Here is a 24,344-nt window from a genome sequence, read left to right on the forward strand (position 1 = left end):
TTTTTTAAGATTTTGTTATCCTGCAGGCCGCTGCAAATTCATATAAACTGTTAAAGCGGAGATCGATCAGCGGATCGGGATAGGGTGTATTGGGATGTGTGGTTGCCACAAACACCGTATGCATGCCTGCGTTCCGGCCAAATGCCATATCGCTGGTACGGTTTCCCACGATAATGCTTTTTGAAAAATCGATGTCCGGAAAATCCAGTTTGGCCTGGTGTGCCATGCCGGGATTGGGTTTCCGGTTGGGCGAATCATCTGAGAGATCCGAACAGAAATAAATGCGGTCGATCCTTCCGTTTGCGGCAACGATCTCTGCCGTCATATTCGTATGGATACCCGTAAGGTCTTCCAGACTCATCAGCCCGCGGCCAACGCCTTTCTGGTTGGTTACGATCAGGATCCGGCTAAAAATGCCGGTAAGCATGGTTACCGCCTCCAGCGTGGTGTCGTAAAAACGGAACTCCTCCCAGCTGCGGATATAATCGTTGTCCTTGTCGTGGTTCAATACGCCGTCGCGGTCTAAAAAAAGTGTCCAGGATGAGTTGATAGTTGCGAGATCGAGCATAGCGGAAGTCAAAATTCAAAAATCAAAAGTAAAAAATCAAAAGGAATGGTTGTAAAGTTTAATTGCTCAATTGTTCAACTCTTAGCCAAATAGCAATTAGCCGTACAGCCATTTAACAATTAAACAATTCGGTTTACCCTTTAACCTTTTTAACCAGCTCATAACTCCAGCTGCGCCCTCTCATAATCTTCCGGAATGCCGATATCAATAAAATAGGCATCCTGGGGAAGACCGTACATATTTCTTTGCCCGTGCAGGGCCTGGAGATAGTCGGTCTCGAAAGAGAACTTTTCGGGTAATGATTCTGCAAGAAAAGAACTGCGGTTCAATACATACACGCCGCCATTGATAAAACCGCTTTCGATAAAACGCTTTTCTTCGAATGACGCGATACGGTTATCCGGATTCAGTAATACGGAACCATATCGGTCAAAATGCCTCATGGGTTTCAGTGCAAGCGTGCAGTCGGCATTCCTGTCCAAATGAAAATCTATCTGTTCCTGTATGGAAATTTTGAAGATGCTGTCGCCATTTAATGCCATTACCTGTTCTTCTTTTGCAAAACCGCATGCATACCGTATGGCTCCACCTGTGCCCAGCGGTTCTGTTTCGATCACCAGCCGGTAGCTGTTCTCCGGAAGATAGCCCGCTAAAAAATCTGTAAATGCCTCTGACCGGTAACCCAGTGAAAAAATGAACTGACTGATACCCTGCTGTCGCAAATGATCGATCACAAAGGCAATAAAAGGTCGGCCCTGTACGGGTGCCATGCATTTTGGCAGATCAGGAACCGCTGAACGCAGCCGCGTACCCAGTCCGCCGGCGAGTATGATGGCTTCGGTTACCCGCATCAGCCAAACAGGTTGGCTTCCACGAATTCGCAAAGAATATGGCCGATCAGGATATGGCTCTCCTGTATTCTTGGGGTATCGGAAGAAGGTACGTTGAAGAGATAGTCGCTGTTGTCTTTCATTTTACCGCCGGTGGCGCCGGTGAGCCCGACAGTGATCACCCCCATTTTTTTTGCGGTGTCAAAAGCCTGCAGGATATTTTTAGAATTACCGGAAGTGCTTAGCCCGATCAGTACATCGCCCTCCTGGCAGGTGCCTTCCACGATCCTGGCATAGATCACATCATAACTGTAATCGTTGGCCACGGCGGTGAGATAGGAGGTGTTGCAATGCAGCGCTTCCGAGGGCAGCGCTTTCCTGTCTTTATAAAACCTGCCTGAAAATTCCGCTGCCAGGTGCTGCGCGTCTGCCGCACTGCCGCCGTTGCCGCAGAACAACACTTTCTTCCCGTTGCGAAAAGCTGTCGTCACGATGCCTATCACGGTCTCGATCTTCTCCAGCATGGCGGTATCGGCCAGCAACTGCTGTTTTACCTGTATGGATGCACTGATGTTCTCTTTTATTTTTGGATTCATATGCTGTGTTTGGAAAGCAAAGATAAATTATTGAACGGTCCATGTGGTTAATCCGTGCTGCGTGAACTGGAAGGGACTTACCCAGCCGCCAAAAGAACAAAGCGTGCTGATCACTTGGTAGCGGGTATTGCCGGGACAATAAAACGTCATAAAACCACCGCCGCCGGCACCGCTGATCTTACCGCCTGTAGCGCCTGACGCCATGGCCGCATCGTAGATTGCGTCGATCTGCGCGTTGGAAATATTGTGCGCCATGTTCTTTTTCTGACGGAATCCGAAGTCGAGTATTTCGCCGATCCTGTCGAGTTTTCCCACCAGCAGCGCCTCTTTCATCATTCTTGCCTGTTCCTTCAGCTGGTGCATGGCTTCAATGCTGCGGGTATTGTTTTCTCGTACGTTTTTCTGCTGTTCTGTAATGATAGCGGCCGATTCGCGGGTGGTGGCGGTAAAATAGAGTACCATGTTATTCTCCAGCTCGTTCAGGTATTCCTGGCGTATCCGCAGCGGGTTAACGATCACTTTATCGTCTGCATAAAACTCCATAAAATTGAAGCCGCCGAAAGTTGCCGCGTACTGGTCCTGCCTGCCGCCGGCCAGTTTCAGGTCGTTGCGCTCTATGTCGTATGCATAGTGCGCCGTATCGTAATCACCCAGCGGCAATTTCAGCATTTCTGCAAATGCGCCGATGATGGCCACGCAGAGCGTGGATGAAGTACCGAGCCCGCTCCCCGCCGGGGCATCTACAAAGGTCGAAAGCCTGAATCCGCGGGTTGTCAGCGCGTGGTCTTTGCTGATGCGGTTATATACGCCTTTCAGCAGATCCAGTTTGCCGTCTATCGGCACCTGTTCTGCGATATCGTATTCCTGTATCTCCTGTTTGTCGATGGAACAAAAGCTGAGCTTCCCGTTATCTGTGAGCTCGATAGAAGCATGTGCATGCAGTGATAAGGTGGCGTTCAGTATCGCCCCGCCGAATTCATCGCTGTAAGGACTCACATCTGTTCCGCCTCCTGCAAGGCCTATCCGTAAAGGTGCTTTGCTTCTATAGATCATAATAGGTGTTGTGTTGGCGCCGAAAAGAAAATACGGTTGACGGTTTTCTTCGCAGAAACGGGCTACTGCCTGTTGGGTTCGCCCGCCAGTTCGCGGATGGTATCCGAAAGCACCGACCAGCTGTATTTCTTTTTTTCTTCGCGAAGATGCGGCAAAAACCGTTGTTCGCCTAATTCGTAAAGCCGAAGGATTCCGTCTGCAATGGCGGCCGGTTCGGGTTCGGTAACGATGCCCACTTTTTTGTCGGGCACCAGGTCGGGCAGTCCACCCACATTGGTTACCAGCATGGGTTTTTCAAAATGATAGGCGAGGGGGGTAACGCCGCTCTGGGTGGCATTCCGGTAGGGTTGTATCACAAAATCTGCAGCGCTGAGGTAATACCTGACTTCGCTGTCTGCAATAAAATCTGTCCGCAGAATCAGTTGCGGCGCAATGCCCAGCCGGCTGATCAGCTCATCATACTCTTTTCTGTCTTCATAAAACTCTCCCGCCACCAGCAGCTTAATACCTGCCTGCCTGATGGCGGGATCCTGCATGGCTGTGAGCAGCAGGTCAAGACCTTTGTATTTTCGGATAAAACCAAAGAACAGGACGATGCGCTCTTCTGCCGGAAGTCCCAATTGCTGCCTGGCCACCTGTTTGTCCACCGCTTCCCCGAAATTATCGTACAGAGGATGCACCACCTGTTTTACGGGTTTGTCTGTGAATAAGGCAAGGTCTTTCCTTACTTTTTCACTCATGGTCACAAATGCGTGTACAGGCTGTACAAAATAGCGTGTGAAGACGGTGTCTCCCGGTCGTTTTTCATGCGGTATCACGTTATCTGCAATGCAGATCAGCCGGCTGAACCGGTTCTTTCTGATGCGTCGCAGGATCGTTCCCAGGCAAGGACCCATCAGGGGCAGCCAGTACCTGATCACCACCAGGTCCGGACGAAGTTCTCGCAGTTCATTCCCGGTTTTGAACCAGTTAAACGGGTTTATCGAATTGATGCAGACCTTTATGTGGATACCCGCCGGCGCCGGTTCGGTGGAATACTGTGTTGTTCCCGGGAACAGGAACCCGGGGTACTGGAGCGAAAATGTGTAGATAACCGTTTCATACCCTTCTGCTGCAAACTGTTTTGCCAGCCGCTCGTCAAAAGAAGCCAGTCCGCCGCGCAGCGGCCAGGCGGGGCCTATGATCACTACTTTTTTTGCCATGGCGGGAAGCCGGAATGCAAACCCCGGTTCTCTTTTTGAATTTTCAATGTTGGATATTGCCTGTTAAAGTCCGGATTTCTTTTCGATATGGTAGAAATTTCTTTCCGGAGAACTCCTGGTTACCAGTTCGGCAACAAAACCGGTGAGGAATAGCTGCATACCGATGATCATCGTGGTGAGTGCGATATAGAAACTGGGGCGGTTGGTAAGACTGAATTCTATGCTGATGAATTTGGCGATCACCAGGTACAGCCAGGACCCAAGACCGATCAGGAAAAACAAAGTACCCAGTAAGCCGAAGAACTGCATGGGACGTTTGCCGAATTTTCCCAGGAACATAATCGTTGCCAGGTCAAGGAAACCGTTGATGAAGCGCGACCAGCCGAATTTGGTTACACCGTATTTGCGGGGACGGTGTTCCACCACTTTTTCGCCGATCTTCCTGAACCCGCTCCATTTGGCGAGAATAGGGATATAACGGTGCATTTCGCCATACACTTCAATACTCTTCACCAGTTTTTTGCGGTAGGATTTCAATCCGCAGTTAAAATCATGCAGCCGAATGCCCGAACTTCTTCTGGCAACAGCATTGAACAGTTTGGACGGAATGTTTTTCGTGAGTGCATTATCGTAGCGCTTCTGTTTCCAGCCGCTTACCATATCGTACCCTTCTTCCACGATCATGCGGCGCAGTTCGGGCACCTCATCGGGAGAGTCCTGCATATCCGCATCCATGGTAATCACCACATCACCCTGAGCGGCTTTGAATCCCTCGTTCAGCGCTGCGGATTTGCCATAGTTGCGCTGGAATTTAATACCCTTAAAATGCGGGTTCTCCCGGCCTTTGCGTTCAATAAATTCCCAGCTGTCATCGGTGCTGCCATCGTCTACCATGATCACTTCGTAAGAATACCCGTGTTGTGTAACCACGGATTCGATCCAGCTACACAGCTCGGGTAAAGACTCTTCTTCGTTGATCAGCGGTACTACGATCGAAAGATCCATATCAGTTTACTGCTCTTGTAAGGGGTTAGGGTTTTTCTTTGCTACTGCCGCGCCGATCAGTGAGGCGATACATCCCATCAGTGCGGAACCGATCAGGATGGCTGCAATGGCGAAAGGAATAAAGAACCTGCGTGTCATATCAAGCGCCTGCGTGATCTGTTCTTCCGTCATCTTGCCGCCCTGCTCCATATTCTTGCGTGCCTCGTCGAGACTGATATCGATCATTTCGGGATAGATGAATTTAAAGGCGATGATGGTATATACCGCCATGATGGCCGCGCAGCCTGCCGCCACTTTAAAGCCGTGTGCAAATACGTTACCAAAAGTAACATTGGCGTTCTTCTGCTTGGCATACTGGATATCTGACCAGATGATACCGCCAAAAAAGATCAGGTAGCCAATCCAGGCCAGGGCCTTGTTCTGCATCTGACCGGTGAAAAACATGATCAGACCAAAAATGATCGAGATCAAAGCGATGATCACCGCTTTCATCCATACAGGCGTAATTTTCTGTTCCATGAGCTTATATAGTTTGGTTTACAATCAAATGCCCTTTGTGTACGATGCCCGCCACTGTGCCATTCAATTCTTTTCCAAAGAAAGCGGAATTTGACGATTTACTCCGCGATTGCTGTTGCTGTAACAAGGTAGTTCCTTTCCGGCTGAAAAAACTCAGTTCTGCGGGTGCCCCTTCGGCAATGACTGCATCCGGCAGGCCGAAAATAGCGCGTGCGTTGAGCGAGAACAGCTTTACCATCGCTTCCGCAGACAGCTCCGGCAGCACATGGTTCACGGCGGCAAAGACCGTTTCCAGTCCGCCCATTCCGTTTTTGGCATATTCAAATTCGCAGTGCTTGTGATCCCAGTCGTACGGAAAATGATGCGAGGCAATGCAATCCACCGTACCATCCACCACGGCTTTGCGCAGGGCCAGCATATCGGCCCGGCTTCTCAGGGGCGGGCTTACCTTGAGGTTGGTATCATACTCCGCCAGGTCTTCATCGCAGAAGAAAAGGTGGTAGGGGGTGACACTGCAGGTGACCTGCAGTCCTTCTTTTTTCGCCGCCCGTACCAGTTCCGCACTGGCTGCAAGTGAAACACCCGTGATATGCAGCCTGGATTGTGTATACCGTAAAAGGTCGATATCTCTCCTGAGGCTGATCTCTTCCCCGATACCGGGTATGCCCGGAAGCCCCAGACGGGTAGAAACGATTCCTTCGTTGATCAGTCCGCCGGCGCCGATGCTTTTGTCTACCGGAACCTGTATCAATACCCCCTCGAACGCTTTTGTGTACTGTAAGGCTTTCAGCAGCAGTCCGGGTGATTGTACCGGCGAGATCCCGTCCGAAAAGGCAATGGCGCCGCTGTTGCGCATATCGAACATTTCCGCCAGTTCCTTGCCTTCGGCAGCCTTGGTCACCGCACCCAGCGGGTGCACCGTAACCGGCAATGAAGCCGACTGGTTAACGATGTATTCAACCTGTGTTTTGTTTTCTACAACCGGGCTGGTGTTCGGTATGACGAATACGCGGGTAAAACCACCCGCCGCCGCCGCAGCTGCGCCCGAGGCAATGGTTTCCCTGAATTCATAACCCGGATCGGCAAAATCGGCAAATACATCAACCCAGCCGGGCGATACCATAAGCCCCTTGGCGGCAATGGTATGATCGGCCGTTTCCTCTATCCGAGGAGCGATCCTGGTAATGGTGTTGTCAATGATTAAAATATCCTGAACCTGTCCGTTAGATGCTGATGCTGGATCGGCGATGGTCGCCTGCCGTACAAGAATCTTCATTGAGGGCCGCTAAAATTTTCTGCAATATAGCCTGATTTTTTCTTTTCCCTCCTATATTTGCAGCCCCGATCGGAGAAAGCGCAAGGAAACAAGCGGTCTGCATCCGGTTGAGATTCAAAAGTTTCCACCAGGAAACCCAGGATTGTTCGGGACATGGTGCATCCCGCCGAGGCGGGAGGGTCGCAGGTTCATTGACAAAAAGGAATAAAAAGATATTTGCAGGATAGCAATACCCTGTAATGTTCGGGACGTAGCGCAGCCCGGTAGCGCATCCCGCCGAGGCGGGAGGGTCGCAGGTTCATTGACAAAAAGGAATAAAAAGATATTTGCAGGATAGCAATACCCTGTAATGTTCGGGACGTAGCGCAGCCCGGTAGCGCACTTGCATGGGGTGCAAGGGGTCGCTAGTTCGAATCTAGTCGTCCCGACGTAAAAGGTCAGTCTGAATAAGGCTGGCCTTTTTTTGTTTTCATCAATGACCTTGAATATTCTGTGCCGCTGGCAGCGCATCCCGCCGGGGCGGGAGGGTCGCTAGTTCGAATCTAGTCGTCCCGACGTAAAAGGTCAGTCTGAATTAAGGCTGGCCTTTTTTTGTTTTCGTCAATGACCTTGAATATTCTGTGCCGCTGGCAGCGCATCCCGCCGGGGCGGGAGGGTCGCTAGTTCGAATCTAGTCGTCCCGACGTAAAAGGTCAGTCTGAATTAAGGCTGGCCTTTTTTTGTTTTCGTCAATGACCTTGAATATTCTGTGCCGCTGGCAGCGCATCCCGCCGGGGCGGGAGGGTCGCTAGTTCGAATCTAGTCGTCCCGACGTAAAAGGTCAGTCTGAATAAGGCTGGCCTTTTTTGTTCAAGTCAAGCGTATCCCTAAGACAGTTTCTTCACAAAATCTCTTGAAAACGCCTTGATCTCTTCGCGCACGCTGCGAAACGATTCCATGATCTCCTGTTCTGTTCCTGTTGCTTTGGCAGGATCATCAAAATTGCGGTGAAACAGTTGTGCATTTGACGGGAAATAAGGACAGCGTTCCTTTGCATTGTCACATACAGTGATCACGAGATCGAAATCAATATCCCGGTATTCGTCGATATGGTTGGAAGTGTGTTGCGAGATATCTATCCCGTCTTCCTTCATGGTTGCGATCGCTCTCGGGTTTAGACCATGTGTTTCCACGCCGGCGCTGTACACATGCGCCCGGTCTCCGGCAAAATGGCGCAGGTAACCTTCGGCGATCTGGCTGCGGCAACTGTTGCCGGTGCAGAGAACGAGAATTTTTTTCATTGGGGGAGTGGATAAAGGTATTTGCCACGGATTACACAGATTGACACAGATTTTTTTGATTTTTGGAAAGTGGCAAACATGCCAAAAGCACTTTCTGCGTTAATCTTTTGTAATCCGTGGCAACCATCTCTGCGAATATACACTATTAAACAGCCTCCTGATCTCCACCCCGGAATATATAAACGGTGATAGCACCCGCGGCCGCCAGGTCAAGCACACCGAGCCATACAGCGGGCTGCCTCATTTCACCTGCGGCCGCGCAACCGCTGAAAACAAAACAAAAAATGACCAGCCCCAGCCAGAAGGGAAAACGCAGGGCCGCACTGAGTTTTTTCCACATACAATCCTTTTCCAAATAGATGGAAAAGCCGTGCCAGCACTGTAATGAGTAGAAAATTCAACAGTTCAAAATGATAACGGTTATGTCTTGCAGATCCCGGATAAAAAAACTATTATTGTTATTCATTGTGTTAAAACGACGCAATGAAAACTAACGAAACCAAACAACCCGTATGAAAAAACACCTATTCGCATCGTTTGCGCTGTCGCTTTCGTTGTACGCCGCTATCGCGCAGCACCCACAGGTGCGTATCGCCAACGGCCTACTCGAGGGCGGTATGGAAAAATCCGGTATCAGGTCTTTCAAAGGCATTCCTTTTGCACAGCCTCCGGTAGGCGATCTTCGCTGGAAAGAGCCACAGCCTGTGGCAAACTGGCAGGGCGTTCGCAAAGCCGATCATTTTGGCAACAATCCCATGCAGAAACCCATTTTCGGAGATATGCGGTTCCGCTCGGCGGGAATGAGTGAGGATTGCCTTTATCTCAATGTATGGACGCCCGCAACATCAGCAAAGGAAAAACTGCCGGTACTGGTGTATTTCTACGGCGGCGGACTGATGGCCGGCGATGGTTCTGAAGGACGATACGATGGGGAAAGCATGGCAAAAAAAGGCATCGTTGCACTTACGGTGAACTATCGTCTTGGGGTATTCGGTTTTTTTGCACATCCGGAACTGACGAAAGAATCTCCACACCATTCCTCCAGTAATTACGGTTACCTCGACCAGCATGCTGCCCTGCAATGGGTGCAGAAAAATATTGCCGCATTTGGCGGCGACCCGAAAAAGGTAACGATCGCCGGCGAATCTGCGGGATCGATCTCGGTGTCGGTGCAGATGGCTTCGCCGCTTTCGCGCGGCCTCATAGCCGGTGCGATAGGAGAGAGCGGCGCCGCGATCAATCCTACACTGGCGCCGATCCCGCTGGCGGATGGAGAGAAGAACGGTCTCGCCTTTGCCGCAGCCAAAACGACGGCAAAATCACTTGCTGAGTTGCGCGCGATCCCTGCCGACAAATTACTTGAAGCCGCTGCTGCGTTTACGCCCGGCTCACCCGCCATGAGCGCCACCATCGATGGTTATCTGTTACCCAAATCATTACCCGAAATATTCATGGCAGGCGAGCAGGCCAGGGTGCCGCTGATGGCGGGATGGAATTCCGCAGAAGTGCCCTACCAGTTTGTTATGCGCGCCGATGAACCAACACCTGAAAATTACCGGAAGGCGGTAAAGCAACTCTATGGCGCTCGTGCAGAAGAGGTGATGCAGCTGTACCCCGGCAACACGAAAGAAGAAGCGATCCGTTCCGCCACCGCTTTGTCCAGCGATCGTTTTATCGTGTACAGCACCTGGAAATGGGCCGATATGCATAGCCAGACAGGCGGCAAACCCGTTTATCGTTACCTGTTCTCCAAACTGAAACCTTCGGCTGCACCGCAAACGCCAGGTGTGTTCCGCGGCGCGGCGCATGCATCGGAGATAGAATACGCCATGGGTAACCTGGCCAGCGATCCCGCGGTAAAATGGACTGAAGAAGACCGGAAAGTATCGGAGATCATGGAAGCCTATTTTGCAAATTTTATCAAAACAGGCAATCCAAATGCGGCAGGTCTGCCTGAATGGCCTGCCATTACCAAAGGCAGTAAAGTGAATTTCATCAATATCGATACCGAGACAAAAGCGGAGGCCGAACAGGATAGAAAACGCTACCTGTTCCTTGACCAGGTATACATGAAAAAATGATTATAGGTGCTGGCGGTCGTTCATATCGTCCGTTTTTGTTTCTTCCATCGAATCAGGTGCGTCGGGGTTCATTTTTTTCCTGTCTTTCTGATTCCGGATCGTCACAAACAGAACGATCGCCAGCGCAATAATCACTACGATCACGACAATGGGTATGTTAACGTTTTCCATGTTGGTAAAATACGTTTATCTGAACACAACACGCCGCTCTGCGGGTTATGTTTCCATTAAGCAGGTTCTGTGTTACCCCGCATTGTCCAACCGCACCTGCTGCAGGTTACGGTCGGCAGGCGCGTTGAGTACCTTTCCCTCAACTGAAAAACGCGCGCCGTGGCAGGGACAGTCCCAGGACCGTTCCACCTCGTTCCAGCTTACCTCGCAATGCAGGTGGGTACATACCGGATCCACTGCATGAACGGCGCCGTGTTCGTCCTTGTACAGGGCAATCGTTTCATCGGTTACACGCAGCACACGGGCTTCCCCATGCGCCAGTTCCGATAAAACCGTCAGCTTTTCCGGCGGAATTAAACGGCTGAGCAATTGTTTGGCGACATCGATATTCTGGTGAAGGAAATTCCTGAACCCCGCTATCGGTTTGATGCGGTTGGGATCGAAGAAAGGATAGGGATGCTCCCTGCCAAACAGCAGCTCGGATAAACAATGCGCTGATACATGACTGTATACCATCCCGTTTCCGCCAAAACCCGTTGCCACCAGTAGGTTGGACCCATGGCCCGGAAGATGGCCGATATAGGGTAACCCGTCTGCCGATTCATAATACTGCGAAGACCATTTGTACGCCACTTCCCTGACATCGAAATATCGGCGCACATATGCCTCAAGCCGATCGAAACAGCCGTCGGTATGGGCTTCATGCCCGGTCTTATGGTCCTCGCCCCCCGCGATCAGGAATACCTGGCCGCCTGCTTCCTGGGTTCGGTAATACCGGTACGGGTCATGGCTATCGTAAACAAGCGCAGCCGGGTATTGTGCCGGGTCTTTCAATACCAACGCCATCGCATACGACCGGTAAGGCGTGCAGCGAAGATGCAGGAGGTTTACACCGGTGGGAATATGCGTGGCGATCACAACCGCGTCGGCGGTAAACCCGTTCAGCCTCGATGTCTCGACACTGACCGGGGTTTCTTCTTTAACAGCTGTTACGCGGCAATGCTGAACGATCACGCCGCCTATGGCCTCAAATGCTTTTGCCAGGGTATAGCAATACCGTACAGGATGAAACCGGGCCTGGCCGCCGATACGTACGATCCGGTCAAACGGAATTGGCAGCGGGTTGCCGGTTTCGGGAGCAATCGCCAGTCCTGCATTGCGGGCCGCCTGCACCACTGCTTCGAAGCCCGGCGTTTGCTCGGGCAGTTCGGAGAACAGGAATGCATCGCTGTCTGTAAAACCGCAGTCGATATGCAGTTTGGTAACCGCATGCCGCACATCGTCGATGGCCTGCCGGGTGGCTTTGGCCACAAGCTGCGCGGTTGCTTCGCTGAAATGGCTGCTGATGGTGGTATACGGGGTATCCAGCAGCGTATTCAGGTGCGCCGTGGTGCCGGAAGTGGTACCGAAACACAGTGTTTCCGCTTCAAGAAGCAGGCATCGTTTACCGGCCTGCTGCAATTTCCAGGCGGTGGCGATACCCGTGATACCGCCGCCGATAATGGCCACATCGTAATGCGTCTGTTCGGGCAGGTTCATGGTAGTGTAGGGCGGAATACCGTCCTGCCAGATGCTGATGCGTGTGCCGTCTCTTTCTATCATACCGCCTGCTTTACCAGCTTTGTAAAAAAAATATACCACCGCCGATGGCACGTTTTTTTACACACAGCGGTAAACCCCTGTGTTATGAAAGCCAATGAAGCAACCCTTAATCGTCCCGACGGTGACAGGGTGATCGACGCACCTTATGTTCTTGCGGATATTGCGGACAGGATCGAACAGCTGAAAGACGAAAAAGCCTGGGAGACCAACGACAGAAACGGCATTACCCTTGTAAAAAACGATAAGCTCACCATCGTGCTTACCTGTCTGCAGGACGGCGCTGAAATCAAAGACAACAGCGTAAACGGCATACTGACGATAGAAGTGCTGAAGGGTGCCATCCACGTCAGCACCGATGTGGACAGTTTTGAGATGAAGAAAAAATCGCTGATCAGTTTCCGGCAGAACATCGTTCACTCCCTCAGGGCCGATGGCAAGGCCGTGCTGCTGCTGACAACCGTACTGTAACAGAAAACACCTGATACCATGGCCAAGTATTCAAAAAAAGCGGGCGATAAAGTGGAGAAAGCCGTGCACGAAATGCATGAAGGAACGCTGGAAAGCGGCCGCAGTCATAAAAAAGTAACCAGCCGCAAACAGGCTATTGCCATCGGGCTGTCTGAAGCGAGAGAAGAAGGCGCAAAAGTGCCGCGCAAAAAAACCGCGTCCAAACGCACAGTCGCGAAGAAAAAGCGTTCCTGAAAACATGAAAACGCTACTGGCGCTGTGCCTGGCGGTATGGCTGTTCTCCTGTTCGGCAACGGACCAGCGGGTATACAGTGTTACCGATTCGGTGGCTGGTCCGCAGCTGCGCGATTCCGCAGAGAAACCCACAGGCATACCCAGACTGCAGGTGTCTGTAACCGATACCGCATCCGCGACCGGTATGCCGGTGATCAATACCGCGCTTACCACGGCCGATGAACTGGTGGATTATGCCCAATCCCTGCTGGGGGTGCCCTATGTATACGCTTCTGCCGACCCCGCGAAAGGATTTGACTGTTCCGGATTTGTGACCTATGTTTTCGGACATTTCCACATAACGGTACCGCGGTCATCGGTGGATTTTACCTATGTGGGGAAGACAATCCCCGTCGATGACGCAAGAAAAGGGGATATCATCCTGTTTACCGGAACCGACAGCAGCGAAAAAGAAGTGGGGCATATGGGACTGGTTGTATCGAACCAGCCGGGCGATCTGCGTTTTATTCATGCCACATCCGGCAGGGAGATGGCTGTGGCGATCTCTTCACTGACACCCAGGTACCGCAAGCGTTTTGTTCGGATAGGACGCATATTCCCCTGAACAACCGTACCCCCGGTGCAGGCTTATAACAGAAAACCACTCCGGGGAGTGGCTTTTCTATCGTAAGGTTAACGTACTCAGAATCGCTCCAGCCTTGAAAAGAAGAAATCTGATTCGATCGCGGCATTCTCGTCGCTGTCGCTTCCATGAACGGCGTTTTCGCCGACAGAGGCAGCATACAGTTTACGGATAGTGCCTTCCTCGGCCTGTGCGGGGTTGGTGGCACCGATCAGTTTCCTGAAATCGGCAACCGCGTTGTCTTTTTCCAGTACGGCCGCAACGATGGGGCCGCTGCTCATAAAATCAACAAGCTCACCAAAGAAAGGACGCTCCCTGTGGATATCGTAAAAAAGACCCGCCTGTTCGGTGCTCAGTTTTGTCCATTTCATGGCTTTTACCGTAAATCCGGCTTTGATGATCATGTCGAGGATCGCGCCGGTATACCCTTTGGCAGTTGCATCCGGTTTGATCATGGTAAATGTTCTGTTGCTCATATCTTTTGTCGAATTTCGGCCGCAAAGCTATCCAATTTACCCGGAAAGCAATGGCTGTTTTGTTAAACCGGTAAATTGATTTGATAGAATAGGCGGGAAACCGCAATTTTGCCGACTTGTATGCAGCCGATCGAACATTTTTACCCGCAACTGGATACCCCCGCTAAAACGGTGATAACCATGCATCAGAAACCCGATGGCGATGCCATGGGGTCTGCACTGGGATTGTATCATTTTCTCGTTGCACTGGGCAGCGAGGTAACGGTTATTTCGCCCACCAACTGGGCCGATTTCCTGAACTGGATGCCCGGCGTGAAAAAAGTGGTCGATTTTGAAAACCAGCGCGAAAAAGCCAAAGGCATTATCGATGCCGCGGAGCGTATTTTCTGTCTCGATTTCAACGTGCTGCATCGCACCAAACACATGGAACAGCCGCTGGCGCAGGCAAAAGCCGTAAAGCTGCTGATCGATCACCACGAGCAGCCCCAGCGCGAGGCATTCAACTACGGTATCAGCGATACGGGCAAGAGCTCCACCTGCGAAATGGTATACGATTTCATCATCAAATCCGGTCATGGCGGCCTGCTGAACGAGACGATCGCGGAATGTTTGTATACCGGGCTGATGACCGATACCGGTTCTTTCCGTTTTCCTTCTACCACCGCATCGGTGCACAGGATGGTGGCGCACCTGAAGGACAGCGGCCTGAAACATACCCCGGTACATGAGCATATCTACGATAATTTCCTCGAGAACAGGCTCCGCTTTATCGGGTTTGCGCTGCTGCACCGTATGGAAGTATTGTATGACTATAACACGGCATTGATGTATATTACAAGGGAAGACCTGGTAAAATACGATATCAAAACAGGCGATACCGAGGGCCTGGTGAACTACCTGCTGACCATCAGCGGCATCAGGTTCGGAGCGATTGTGGTAGACCGTTCGGAAGAGCGTAAATGGAGTTTCCGCAGCAAGGGGTATTTTGATGTGAATGCATTTGCCCGAAGGCATTTCGAGGGCGGCGGTCATATGAATGCCGCCGGAGGCAGAAGCAGTGAAAGCCTGCAGGAGACAGTGAAAAAATTCAAAGAGGTTTTAACAGAGTACCAAATTCAACTACAATAAACGATGAAAAGAATCGCTGCATTATTAGCATTTGTCGTATTGCTTGCAAGCTGTAACCAATACAAGACCAGTCCGACTGGTCTGAAATATAAAATCAAGAGCGGCAATGGCCCTGCTTTGAAAAACGGTCAGCTGATCAAATTCAACGTGGAATACAAAGTTCCGCCGAAGGATTCCGTGATCACCACTTCGTTCGACCGTATCCCTGCGTATATGGTGGTGGACTCTTCCCGCCTGGAGAAACACAGCTTCCTCGAGATCATCCTGCAATGCAAGGTAGGGGATGAGGTGGATTTCATGATGAGCGTGGATACACTCAAGAAACTGGGCGGTATTCCGAAAGAAGATCCCAATTTTAAAGTGGGCGATATGATCAAAGGCCGTGTACAGATACTGAAAGCATTCGCCACCCAGGAAGAAGCACAGGCCGATTATGCAAAAGAGATCGACCTGGAAAAAGCCCGCGAGGTAAAAGCCGTTCAGGAATATGCCAGCAAAAAAGGATACAAAACACAGGCAACTCCTTCCGGTGCGCTGGTAATGGTGGAGAACCCCGGCACCGGCGCCAAAGCCGATTCGGGTACGGTTGCCAAGGTAATGTACAAAGGCTACCTGCTCAAAAACGGTCAGGAGTTTGATTCGAATATGAAACCGGGCGGCCAGCCCCTCGAAGTGGGTGTTGGCGGTGGCCAGGTCAGCGGCATCAGCGTTATCAAAGGACTGGACGAAGCCCTGCGTTATGTAGGCAAAGGTGGCAAAGGCAGGGTGTTCATCCCCGCCATGCTCGGCTACGGCCCTAAGGGAAGTCCGCCCATGATACCGGAATATGCCAACCTCGGTTTCGATTTCGAAGTGATCGATGTGGCAGCCCAGCCCGCAGCTCCGGCACCCGCACCGGTGGTTCCTGCGCCTGCACCCAAGAAATAAATCAGCTGTCTTACTATCTAACGCTGATAAAACAACTCACCGGTTGTTTTATCAGCGTTTTTTTTGAGGAATGAATAGTGGATTAGCGGATTCCGGATTAGTGGATTATGGATTCGTACATTTGTTTTGGATTCGGCTGTGTGCCTGATATTGGATCTTATGGCATCTCCTCAACCCATAATCCGGAATCCGCTGATCCTGTAATCCGCTGCCCGGCCGATTTTACCCTTTCAGATGCGCGATTAACTTCACCGCTTCGAGGGCTTCTTTTACATCGTGTACACGGAGAATGGAGGCGCCTTTGAGCAGGGCTGCGGTGTTGAGCACCGTTGTTCCGTTAAGCGAGGCTTCGGGGGTAATGCCCAGCGTTTTGTAAATGGTGGATTTACGGGAAAGTCCCGCCAGTATGGGTTTCCCTAAGATGGAGAAGACCTCCAGACGCCTGAGCAGGCTGAAATTATGCGCGGCCTGCTTGCTGAACCCGAAACCGGGATCGATGATGATATCGTTGATACCGGCCTGCCGGCAGGCCTCGGTTTTATGGATAAAATGATCCAGCACTTCGGTTACCACATCTGTATAGTCCGGCACCTTATGCATGGTGGTTGCATTGCCTTTTACATGCATGCAAACAAAGGGCATCCGCAGCGAAGCCACCGTTTCCAGCATACCCGGATCAAAATCACCGCCGCTGATATCGTTGACGATCGATACACCGCGCTCCGCCGTTGCCGCAGCCACTTTGCTGTGGTAGGTATCGATCGACAGCAGCGTATCGGGAAAACGGTCCAGGATGCCTTCGATCATCGGCAATACCCGCTCCAGTTCCTGCTCTGCACTGCATGCCGCTGCACCGGGGCGGGTGCTTTGTCCGCCGATATCCAGTATCGCCGCGCCTTCTGACAACATTTTCGCTGCCTGCGCCACGGCTTCTTCAACAGCCATTTTTCGGCTGTCGCGATAGAAAGAATCGGGGGTGGCATTGATGATACCCATCACGATGGGTTGGTCGATCACCAGCAGTTTGCCGCGGCAGTTTAGCGTGAACATGTATCCTTGATTTCAGATTGACAATTCCATTATCTTGCAGGAACTTCAAAGATATTAGTAAAGCACCAAAGCGTTGTATCCGTAATGACCCAGACTAACCAGCAATACGACAGGGCTGTAGCACAGAGCAGGGATATCTTTCTCAAGAAAACAGCCGATTACGGAACCGCCTGGCGTGTGTTAAGAACGATCTCGGTGGTGGACCAGATCTTTATCAAAGCGCTCCGCATCCGTACGATACAGGATCTGCAGACACAGAAAATAGGAGACGATATCGCTTCTGAATTCAAAGGCATCCTCAATTATGCCGTGATCGGGCTGATACAGCTCGAAATCGGTCATGCGGCGGTGGAAGACCTGCCCGTGGCTGAGGTGGAGAACCTGTATGCGAAAGCGATACAGTTTGCTAAAACCACCATGCAGGACAAAAACCACGACTACGGCGAAGCCTGGCGCGAAATGAGCCAGCAGAGTTTTGCCGACCTGATCCTCATGAAACTGATGCGCATCAAACAGATCCTCTCGAACGATGGAAAAACACTGATCAGCGAGGGTATTGATGCCAATTATGTAGACATCATCAACTATGCCGTATTCGCATTGATATTGATCGAAGAAGGAAAACACTGACCCACCATGAAAACCACACTGCTTATCATTCGCTGGATCGTTGGCCTGTTATTTATTTTTTCAGGCCTGGTAAAAGTAAACGACCCGCTGGGTCTGAGTTACAAAATGCAGGAATTCTTTGAAGTATGGCACTGGACGGCGCTGCACGACTATACCCTGCCCATGGCTTTTGTCATGAACGTATTCGAAGTGGTGGCGGGCGTGGCGGTGATCATCGGCTGGCGCATGCGTTTGTTCAGCTGGCTGCTGCTGCTGCTGATCGTGTTCTTCACCTTCCTTACCGGTTATGCCCTGTTCTCGGGTAAGATCAAGACCTGCGGATGCTTTGGCGATTGCCTGCCGTTAACGCCGGCGCAGTCGTTTGGAAAAGATATCTTCCTGCTGGTACTGATCCTGGTGTTGTTTGTCATGCGAAAGAAAATACAGACCTCCGTAAAACCCGTTGCTGCGGCGGTCCTGCTGTTCCTGGCCACCGCCGGATCGGTAAGTGCACAGCTGTATGTGATGAAACACCTGCCATTTGTAGACTGTCTTCCCTATAAACCGGGGAACAACCTACTCGATGAAATGAAAACACCTGTCAATGCGGTACCCGACAGCATATCGATCGTATTTACCTATGAGAAGAACGGCAGGAAACTCGAATTCGACCAGACGGCTTTCCCCGCAGACTTTGATTCAACTTATAAGTTCATCGACAGAAAAGACAGGATCGTTAAAAAAGGAAACGGGCTCCAGGCCAGGATTGTTGATTTTTCGCTGCTGACGGTTGACGGGCAGGATACCACCATGGAAATACTCGGGCAGCCGCAGCCTTATATCCTTGTTTTTGCCAGGGATATGGAGAACGTGAACGAATGGATAGATGGTTTCCACGCGGTGGTGCGTTCGGCGGCCGATAAACAGATACCCGTGATGATCGTAACCGCCGATGCAGATAAAGCGATGCAGTCGTTTAAAGACGTCACCATCCTGAAATGCGATGCCACCGTGATCAAGACCGCGGCACGGGTGGTGCCAACCTATTTCATGATGCAGAAAGCAAACATCATCGATAAATTCAGCTATGCAGACAAAGGCAAGATATTTGCCCGGATCAATAGTGTGAAGTAGCGCGAATCGTCAGCGTGAGACCTGAGTCGTGAGACATGAAACGGAAGAAAAAACCGGCACAGTTAACCTCACGATTGACGACTCACACTCAGGTCTGACGAATCACACACTCGAAATTCGCCCACATGGTATCATTCCTCACGCGCAAATTACTGTACGGCCTGCTGGTGCTGGCGGGTGTGGTGGTGGTGGTATTTTTCCTGTTTCAGGGGTTTGGCGATCCGGCGAGGCTGGTACTGGGGCAGTCGGGAGACAGTGCAACCATCAGCAATATCCGCCGGGAACTGGCGCTCGATCAACCCAGGTGGAAACAGTTTGTGTTGTACCTGAACGATGTGTCACCGGTATCGGTTCATACAAAAGAAGAAATCGGCCGCAAACAACTGAAAGGATGGTTTATCGGCGGTGATACCAGGGTGGGCATAAAACTGCCGTACCTGCGCCGTTCCTACCAGACAAAACGGAACGTGGGCGATGTGCTGATGGAAGCGCTTCCCGGCACCATGATCCTGGCATTGGCCGCCATGCTGCTGGCAACCGTGCTCGGTATTTTACTGGGCGTACTGGCCGCCGTTAAAAAAGGCACCTGGATGGATACCGGCTCCCTGTTTGCCAGCGTGCTGGGTATTTCCGCGCCCTCGTTCTTCATGGGCATTGTGCTGGCTTACCTGTTTGGTTTTGTATGGAGTCATTACACCGGTCTGCAGATGACGGGCGGTCTTTTTACCACAGATCCTTTTAACGGCAGGGAGCTGCAGGTAAAGAACCTGGTGCTGCCTGCTATCACCCTCGGCATACGTCCGCTGGCCATCATTACACAGCTTACCCGCAGCGCCATGCTGGATACACTGGGGCAGGATTATATCCGCACCGCCTATGCCAAAGGGCTGTCCCGGAAAACGGTTGTCTTCCGCCATGCATTGCGCAATGCGTTGAACCCGGTGGTTACCGCCATCACCGGATGGTTTGCGGAATTACTGGCGGGTGCTTTTTTTGTGGAATATATTTTCGGGTGGAAAGGCATCGGCAAGATCACCGTTGATGCGCTCGAGAAACTGGATTTTCCGGTTGTTATGGGCAGTGTGCTCGTCACCGCTGCGTTTTTTATCATCGTCAATATTCTGGCCGACCTGTTATATGGTGTGATCGACCCGAGGGTGAGGGTAGGGTAGGTACATAAAAAATGGTTACAATGTTTACCCCGCCGGGTAAACATTGTAACCAAGCAATCATTCTTCCGGTCATGCGGCGCCAACCCGTTTCAGCAATTTCATATTTCCTCTTTTGTGCATGAATTTGTACACAAGACTGTAGATCACCGGCAATACCAGCAAAGTGAGTATGGTTGAGGTGATCAGTCCGCCGATCACCACGATGGCAAGCGGTTTCTGGGTTTCGCTGCCGATGCCGGTACTGATCGCGGCTGGTAACAAACCGATGGCCGCCATAAGCGCCGTCATCACCACGGGGCGCACGCGCGATATCACACCCGAACGTATGGCTTCATCCAGTTTCATTTTGTCTTCAAGGTTCTTACGGAACACGCTGATCAGTATCACCCCGTTCTGGATACATACGCCGAACAGCGCAATAAAGCCTATCCCCGCGCTGATGCTGAAATTGATGCCCGTTACATGCAGCGCCAGTATGCCGCCGATCAGCGCAAAAGGCACATTGAGTATGGTAAGCAGCGAATCCTTCACATTTCCGAATGCCATAAACAGGATGAGGAAGATCACCAGCAAACAGATCGGCACTACACGGGCCAGCGTATTGGATGCGCGTATCTGGTTTTCGAACTCGCCGTTCCAGGTGATTTTGTACCCCTCGGGAAGCTGTACATGGGCGCCCACTTTCTGCTGCGCTTCCCGGATCGTGCTGCCGAGATCCCGTCCGCGCACCGAGAACTTCACGGCAATGTACCGCATGTTGTTATCGCGATAGATAAATGCCGGCCCGGTAAGCAATTTGATATCAGCCATATTTTTCAGGGGCACTTTTGCTCCGTCAATACCGGGTACCATCAGGTTCTGTATCCTGTCTTCGTCTGCACGAAAAACTTCCTGGTATCGGATACGCACATCGAATTTTTTTTCACCCTCATACAACTGCGTGGCGGCTTTGCCGCCGATGGCCATTTCGATCACGCTTTGCGCATCTGCCGTATTTACCCCGTAAAAAGCCATTTTGCGCTGGTCGAGTTCGATACGGAACTCCGGCTGTCCCAGGTTTTTGAGAATACCGAGGTCTTCAACGCCTTTCACCGTTTTTAGCTGTCCCATCACCTCCTTAGCCGCCCTGTCAAGCACCGTGAAGTCAGACCCGAATATTTTCACCGCCAGCGCCGCGGGCACCCCGGCTACGGCCTCGGCCACATTATCCCGTATGGGCTGCGAATAATTGTAGACAATTCCCGGGAACTTACTTAATTCCTTATCCATATCGGCGATCAGATCGTCTACATTGCCTTTTCGTTTCCATTCTTTTGCAGGCTTCAGATCCACCTGTATCTGTACGTTGAAAAAACCTTTCGGATCTGTTCCGTCGTTTGTTCTTCCCACCTGCGTCAGCGTTTGTTTTACCTCGGGGAATTTCTGCAGTACCTCAACCATCGTTGCCGATAACTTGTTTGCCTCATCGAGCGATACACTCATGGGCAGTTCCGCTGTAACCCATAAGGCACCTTCGTTCAGCTGCGGAAGAAACTCCGTACCCAGGAATTTTGCCGAGAAAAAACTAAGCGACATTACCGCAACGGCAACCAGCAGGCTTTTTTTCTGGTGCCGGTACACCATCCCGAACATTTTCTCCACGCCCTTTTCAAAGAAAGTCACTACAGGATTGTGCTTCTCTCTTACATTTTTCCGGAGCAGGATACTTGAGAGGGCGGGTACCAGCGTAAGCGTAAACAGCAAAGCGCCCAGCAGGGCAAAACCCAGCGTATAGGCAAGCGGTGAAAACATTTTTCCCTCCACTTTCTGGAAGGCGAAGATGGGAATGAGGCAGGTGATGATGATCAGTTTGGAAAAAAAAACAGCCTTGCCCATTTCGGTGCCTTTTGTTTTGAACAATCCCAGTTTGGCCAGTTTGTTGAACCTCTCCATTCCCACCTCCCTTGCTTTGTGATCGAGTGCAACAAATAATCCTTCCACCATCACCACCGCACCGTCGATGATGATGCCGAAATCAACCGCACCCATACTCAGCAGGTTGGCCGTCATGCCTTTTATCCGCATACAGATAAAGGCAAAGAGGAGAGAAAGCGGGATAACGATACTTACGGTTACCGTTGTACGCCAGTCGGCCATGAACAGCAGCACGATGCAGGTAACGAGGATGATGCCTTCGAGCAGGTTGTGGATCACTGTTTCCGTACAGAAATCGATCAGGTTGGTGCGATCGTAAAACGTGTTGAGCTTAACATCTTTGGGCAATACGGAATGGTTCAGTTCATCCACCTTATCGCGTATGCGCTGCAATACTTCCGCGGGGTTTTCTCCCTTGCGCATGACGATGATGCCTTCTATCTGGTTGGCTTCCTTATCTCGCGCAACCTGTCCGAGTTTGGGTTTACTGCTCTCCACCACGGTGGCCACGTTGCGCACGAGTATGGGAACATTGCTGATCCGGGTGACAATGATATTATTGATCTCATCGATATCATTCAGCAGACCGATGCCCCTTACCACATAGCTCTGCCCGTTTCGGTTGATCACGTCGCCGCCCACATTTACATTGCTTTTCGCCACCGCGTTGTATACATCCAGCGACGATAAATTGTATTTCGCCAACAGGTTGGGATCCACGCTGATCTCGAATGTTTTTTCTTCGCCGCCAAAACTGTTTACATCGGCAACACCGGGCACGGATTTAAATTGCCTGTCAAGCACCCAGTTCTGTAAAGTGGTCAGGTCGCGGATGCTTTTGTATTTACCGGTAAGGGTATAGCGGAATATTTCACCGGTGGGGCCGTAGGGCGGTTGTATATCCGGTTTGATGCCCTCCGGCAGTTCCGCGCCATTGATCCGGCTCATCACCTGCTGGCGGGCAAAGGCATCGTCCACATCGTCGTCGAATATGAGGCGTATATAGGAAAGCCCGAAGGAAGAAGTGGTGCGGAGATTGGATTTTTTCTGTACGGAATTCAGCACCGTTTCCAGCGGGATGGTGATGAATTTCTCCACTTCCTCCGCGCTGCGGCCCGGCCATTGGGTGATGATGATGATCTGGGTGTTCGTTACATCCGGGAATGTTTCGATCGGCGTTTCCCGGTAGCTCCAGATGCCCAGCACCGCAATCACCGCGGTAAGGAAAAAGACCAGGTAACGGTGGCGCAGGGAAAAATGTATGATGTTCTTGATGATCTTGTTCATGGTACGCTGTTTGAATGGTCCCCTGAAGGAAATGGGTTACTGCTCCAGCAATGCGCGGTAGAAAAGAAGCTGGTTTCTGCTGATGACCAGGTCGCCTTTTGCCAGGCCCGACGCGATATAGGCGGTGGTGTTCACCGTTTTCAGCACCTGTACCTCGCGTATCTCGAGACGGGATCTGTTATGGTACAGCACCACAAACTTCTTGCTGTTGTCAAAGATCACCGCTTCCGAAGGCACACTCACAGCGGTATCCGCTTCCTGGTTAAGAATGGTAACGGTGGTGAACATTTCCGGTTTCAGTAAAAAACCTTCATTGGGTATCCTGATCCGCACTTTCATCGCCTTGGTCATGGGGTCCAGCACCTCGCTGATCTTGTCGATCTTTGCCCTGAATACTTTGCCGGGGTAAGCGAGTGTGGTTACTTCGGCATCATACCCTTCTTTCACTTTTGGTATATCCGCCTCGAATACATTGGCCAGCACCCATACATCGGAAAGATTGGATACGGTAAACAGGCTGCTGCTGTTATCGTTCCGGATATAGTTACCGGCGTTTACATTTTTTTCAACGATATAGCCCGCCGCCGGTGCGGTGATATAATACAAGCCGTTGGCATGGGTGCGTCCGCCGCCGTTGATGCGTATCTGGTCGTTCAGTTTTGCATTTGCGGCCAGTGCTTTCTGGTAATTCTCTTTCGCAATGGTATATTCCCGCTCGCTGCTGATGCCTTTTTCATACAAAGCCTGCTGGTTATCCATTTCGCGTTTGGCGATGGATACATCGGCATCCGCCTGCCTGAGATCGCTGTAGTTACCGGCAATATCCGCGCTTTTGATCACAGCCAGCACCTGGCCGGCGCTTACTTTGTCGCCCAGCGATACCTTTACCTCTGTTACCTGCCCGCTGCTGAAGGGAAACAGTTTGATCACTTTGTTCTCGTCAAAACCCACTTCGCCGGATAACCGTAACTGGCTGCTGATATGCGAAACCGAAACGGTATCCAGTTTGATGCGCGTTGCCATGGAATCGCTCACAGTGACCGTTTTCGTCGTCACGGCAGGAGCTTGCTCATGCTGTTTGCACGCAGTAAAAACGACAATGCCTATGAATGCGATGGGGTAGCTTATTCTTTTCATGTT

At 51.2% G+C, this 24,344-nt stretch carries 25 protein-coding genes and 1 tRNA gene; 10 read left to right on the top strand and 16 right to left on the bottom strand.

Annotated features, from left to right (window positions below):
• Window positions 1-4: 4 nt before the first annotated feature.
• From GWC94_RS06075 to GWC94_RS06110, 8 genes are all read right to left on the bottom strand, one after another.
• The gene (locus GWC94_RS06075) at window positions 5-568 is read right to left on the bottom strand and encodes a D-glycero-alpha-D-manno-heptose-1,7-bisphosphate 7-phosphatase (RefSeq protein ID WP_161834136.1); all 564 of its coding nucleotides are present in this window, start codon (window positions 566-568) and stop codon (window positions 5-7) included.
• Window positions 569-726: 158 nt separating this feature from the next.
• Window positions 727-1,419 carry a nucleotidyltransferase family protein gene (locus GWC94_RS06080; RefSeq protein ID WP_161834137.1) on the bottom strand — a complete coding sequence of 231 codons (693 nt, stop codon included), beginning with the start codon at window positions 1,417-1,419 and terminating at the stop codon, window positions 727-729.
• On the bottom strand, window positions 1,419-1,994 hold the full coding sequence (locus GWC94_RS06085; RefSeq protein WP_161834138.1) for a D-sedoheptulose-7-phosphate isomerase: 576 nt from the start codon (window positions 1,992-1,994) through the stop codon (window positions 1,419-1,421). The genes GWC94_RS06080 and GWC94_RS06085 overlap by 1 nt, the downstream gene beginning before the upstream one ends.
• Before the next feature lie 27 nt (window positions 1,995-2,021).
• The gene (locus GWC94_RS06090; RefSeq protein WP_161834139.1) at window positions 2,022-3,047 is read right to left on the bottom strand and encodes a GHMP family kinase ATP-binding protein; all 1,026 of its coding nucleotides are present in this window, start codon (window positions 3,045-3,047) and stop codon (window positions 2,022-2,024) included.
• A 62-nt stretch (window positions 3,048-3,109) separates the two neighbouring features.
• The gene (locus GWC94_RS06095) at window positions 3,110-4,249 is read right to left on the bottom strand and encodes a glycosyltransferase (RefSeq protein WP_161834140.1); all 1,140 of its coding nucleotides are present in this window, start codon (window positions 4,247-4,249) and stop codon (window positions 3,110-3,112) included.
• Window positions 4,250-4,312: 63 nt separating this feature from the next.
• Complete coding sequence (locus tag GWC94_RS06100) at window positions 4,313-5,254, bottom strand: glycosyltransferase family 2 protein (protein ID WP_161834141.1); 942 nt, start codon at window positions 5,252-5,254, stop codon at window positions 4,313-4,315.
• Window positions 5,255-5,260: 6 nt separating this feature from the next.
• Complete coding sequence (locus GWC94_RS06105; protein ID WP_161834142.1) at window positions 5,261-5,773, bottom strand: DUF4199 domain-containing protein; 513 nt, start codon at window positions 5,771-5,773, stop codon at window positions 5,261-5,263.
• 4 nt (window positions 5,774-5,777) lie between these two features.
• Window positions 5,778-7,049 (bottom strand): dihydroorotase, encoded by a 1,272-nt coding sequence (locus tag GWC94_RS06110; protein WP_161834143.1) that lies wholly within the window; start codon window positions 7,047-7,049, stop codon window positions 5,778-5,780.
• A gap of 354 nt (window positions 7,050-7,403) precedes the next feature.
• On the opposite strand from GWC94_RS06110, the gene GWC94_RS06115 reads away from it, so the two are divergent.
• A tRNA-Pro gene (locus GWC94_RS06115) sits at window positions 7,404-7,477 on the top strand.
• Between the two features lie 438 nt (window positions 7,478-7,915).
• Here the strand turns inward: GWC94_RS06115 and GWC94_RS06120 are convergent.
• Both GWC94_RS06120 and GWC94_RS06125 read right to left on the bottom strand, forming a co-directional pair.
• Window positions 7,916-8,329: an arsenate reductase ArsC gene (locus GWC94_RS06120; RefSeq protein ID WP_161834144.1), complete on the bottom strand. Its 414-nt coding sequence runs from the start codon at window positions 8,327-8,329 to the stop codon at window positions 7,916-7,918.
• 145 nt (window positions 8,330-8,474) lie between these two features.
• Window positions 8,475-8,669, bottom strand: a complete 195-nt coding sequence (locus GWC94_RS06125) for a hypothetical protein (RefSeq protein ID WP_161834145.1) — start codon at window positions 8,667-8,669, stop codon at window positions 8,475-8,477.
• A 172-nt stretch (window positions 8,670-8,841) separates the two neighbouring features.
• On the opposite strand from GWC94_RS06125, the gene GWC94_RS06130 reads away from it, so the two are divergent.
• Window positions 8,842-10,410 (top strand): carboxylesterase/lipase family protein, encoded by a 1,569-nt coding sequence (locus GWC94_RS06130; RefSeq protein WP_161834146.1) that lies wholly within the window; start codon window positions 8,842-8,844, stop codon window positions 10,408-10,410.
• Here the strand turns inward: GWC94_RS06130 and GWC94_RS06135 are convergent, their stop codons facing one another.
• Window positions 10,411-10,581, bottom strand: coding sequence for a hypothetical protein (locus GWC94_RS06135; protein WP_161834147.1), 171 nt, complete (start codon window positions 10,579-10,581; stop codon window positions 10,411-10,413).
• 72 nt (window positions 10,582-10,653) lie between these two features.
• The gene (locus GWC94_RS06140; RefSeq protein ID WP_161834148.1) at window positions 10,654-12,183 is read right to left on the bottom strand and encodes an FAD-dependent oxidoreductase; all 1,530 of its coding nucleotides are present in this window, start codon (window positions 12,181-12,183) and stop codon (window positions 10,654-10,656) included.
• A gap of 84 nt (window positions 12,184-12,267) precedes the next feature.
• Between GWC94_RS06140 and GWC94_RS06145 the strand changes: the two genes are divergently transcribed.
• From GWC94_RS06145 to GWC94_RS06155, 3 genes are read left to right on the top strand one after another with little or no spacing between them, the layout of a single operon-like run.
• Complete coding sequence (locus GWC94_RS06145) at window positions 12,268-12,651, top strand: cupin domain-containing protein (RefSeq protein ID WP_161834149.1); 384 nt, start codon at window positions 12,268-12,270, stop codon at window positions 12,649-12,651.
• A gap of 18 nt (window positions 12,652-12,669) precedes the next feature.
• Entirely contained in the window at window positions 12,670-12,885 is a 216-nt protein-coding gene (locus GWC94_RS06150) for a DUF6496 domain-containing protein (RefSeq protein ID WP_161834150.1), read from the top strand.
• Between the two features lie 4 nt (window positions 12,886-12,889).
• Window positions 12,890-13,489, top strand: a complete 600-nt coding sequence (locus GWC94_RS06155) for a C40 family peptidase (protein ID WP_161834151.1) — start codon at window positions 12,890-12,892, stop codon at window positions 13,487-13,489.
• Window positions 13,490-13,566: 77 nt separating this feature from the next.
• On the opposite strand, the gene GWC94_RS06160 is transcribed toward GWC94_RS06155, so the two are convergent.
• Window positions 13,567-13,983: a nucleoside-diphosphate kinase gene (locus GWC94_RS06160; protein ID WP_161834152.1), complete on the bottom strand. Its 417-nt coding sequence runs from the start codon at window positions 13,981-13,983 to the stop codon at window positions 13,567-13,569.
• A 120-nt stretch (window positions 13,984-14,103) separates the two neighbouring features.
• On the opposite strand from GWC94_RS06160, the gene GWC94_RS06165 reads away from it, so the two are divergent.
• Together GWC94_RS06165 and GWC94_RS06170 are read left to right on the top strand one after the other, a co-directional pair.
• Window positions 14,104-15,111 (top strand): DHH family phosphoesterase, encoded by a 1,008-nt coding sequence (locus GWC94_RS06165; RefSeq protein ID WP_161834153.1) that lies wholly within the window; start codon window positions 14,104-14,106, stop codon window positions 15,109-15,111.
• 3 nt (window positions 15,112-15,114) lie between these two features.
• Complete coding sequence (locus tag GWC94_RS06170; RefSeq protein WP_161834154.1) at window positions 15,115-16,038, top strand: FKBP-type peptidyl-prolyl cis-trans isomerase; 924 nt, start codon at window positions 15,115-15,117, stop codon at window positions 16,036-16,038.
• A gap of 222 nt (window positions 16,039-16,260) precedes the next feature.
• On the opposite strand, the gene folP is transcribed toward GWC94_RS06170, so the two are convergent.
• Window positions 16,261-17,088 (bottom strand): dihydropteroate synthase, encoded by an 828-nt coding sequence (gene folP / locus GWC94_RS06175; RefSeq protein WP_161834155.1) that lies wholly within the window; start codon window positions 17,086-17,088, stop codon window positions 16,261-16,263.
• An 84-nt stretch (window positions 17,089-17,172) separates the two neighbouring features.
• Here folP and GWC94_RS06180 point away from each other — a divergent pair, with 84 nt between their 5' ends.
• The 3 genes from GWC94_RS06180 (at window position 17,173) to GWC94_RS06190 (ending at window position 20,003) form a co-directional block, all read left to right on the top strand.
• On the top strand, window positions 17,173-17,718 hold the full coding sequence (locus GWC94_RS06180; protein WP_161834156.1) for a DUF1599 domain-containing protein: 546 nt from the start codon (window positions 17,173-17,175) through the stop codon (window positions 17,716-17,718).
• A 6-nt stretch (window positions 17,719-17,724) separates the two neighbouring features.
• Window positions 17,725-18,831, top strand: a complete 1,107-nt coding sequence (locus GWC94_RS06185) for a BT_3928 family protein (protein ID WP_161834157.1) — start codon at window positions 17,725-17,727, stop codon at window positions 18,829-18,831.
• A 125-nt stretch (window positions 18,832-18,956) separates the two neighbouring features.
• Window positions 18,957-20,003, top strand: coding sequence for an ABC transporter permease (locus GWC94_RS06190; RefSeq protein ID WP_161834158.1), 1,047 nt, complete (start codon window positions 18,957-18,959; stop codon window positions 20,001-20,003).
• A gap of 69 nt (window positions 20,004-20,072) precedes the next feature.
• On the opposite strand, the gene GWC94_RS06195 is transcribed toward GWC94_RS06190, so the two are convergent.
• Entirely contained in the window at window positions 20,073-23,204 is a 3,132-nt protein-coding gene (locus tag GWC94_RS06195) for an efflux RND transporter permease subunit (protein WP_161834159.1), read from the bottom strand.
• Window positions 23,205-23,240: 36 nt separating this feature from the next.
• Window positions 23,241-24,341: an efflux RND transporter periplasmic adaptor subunit gene (locus GWC94_RS06200; RefSeq protein WP_161834160.1), complete on the bottom strand. Its 1,101-nt coding sequence runs from the start codon at window positions 24,339-24,341 to the stop codon at window positions 23,241-23,243.
• Window positions 24,342-24,344 lie beyond the last annotated feature (3 nt).

Origin of the sequence: Sediminibacterium soli, from assembly GCF_009939225.1 — a bacterium.
In the GTDB taxonomy this organism is placed as follows: domain Bacteria; phylum Bacteroidota; class Bacteroidia; order Chitinophagales; family Chitinophagaceae; genus Sediminibacterium; species Sediminibacterium soli.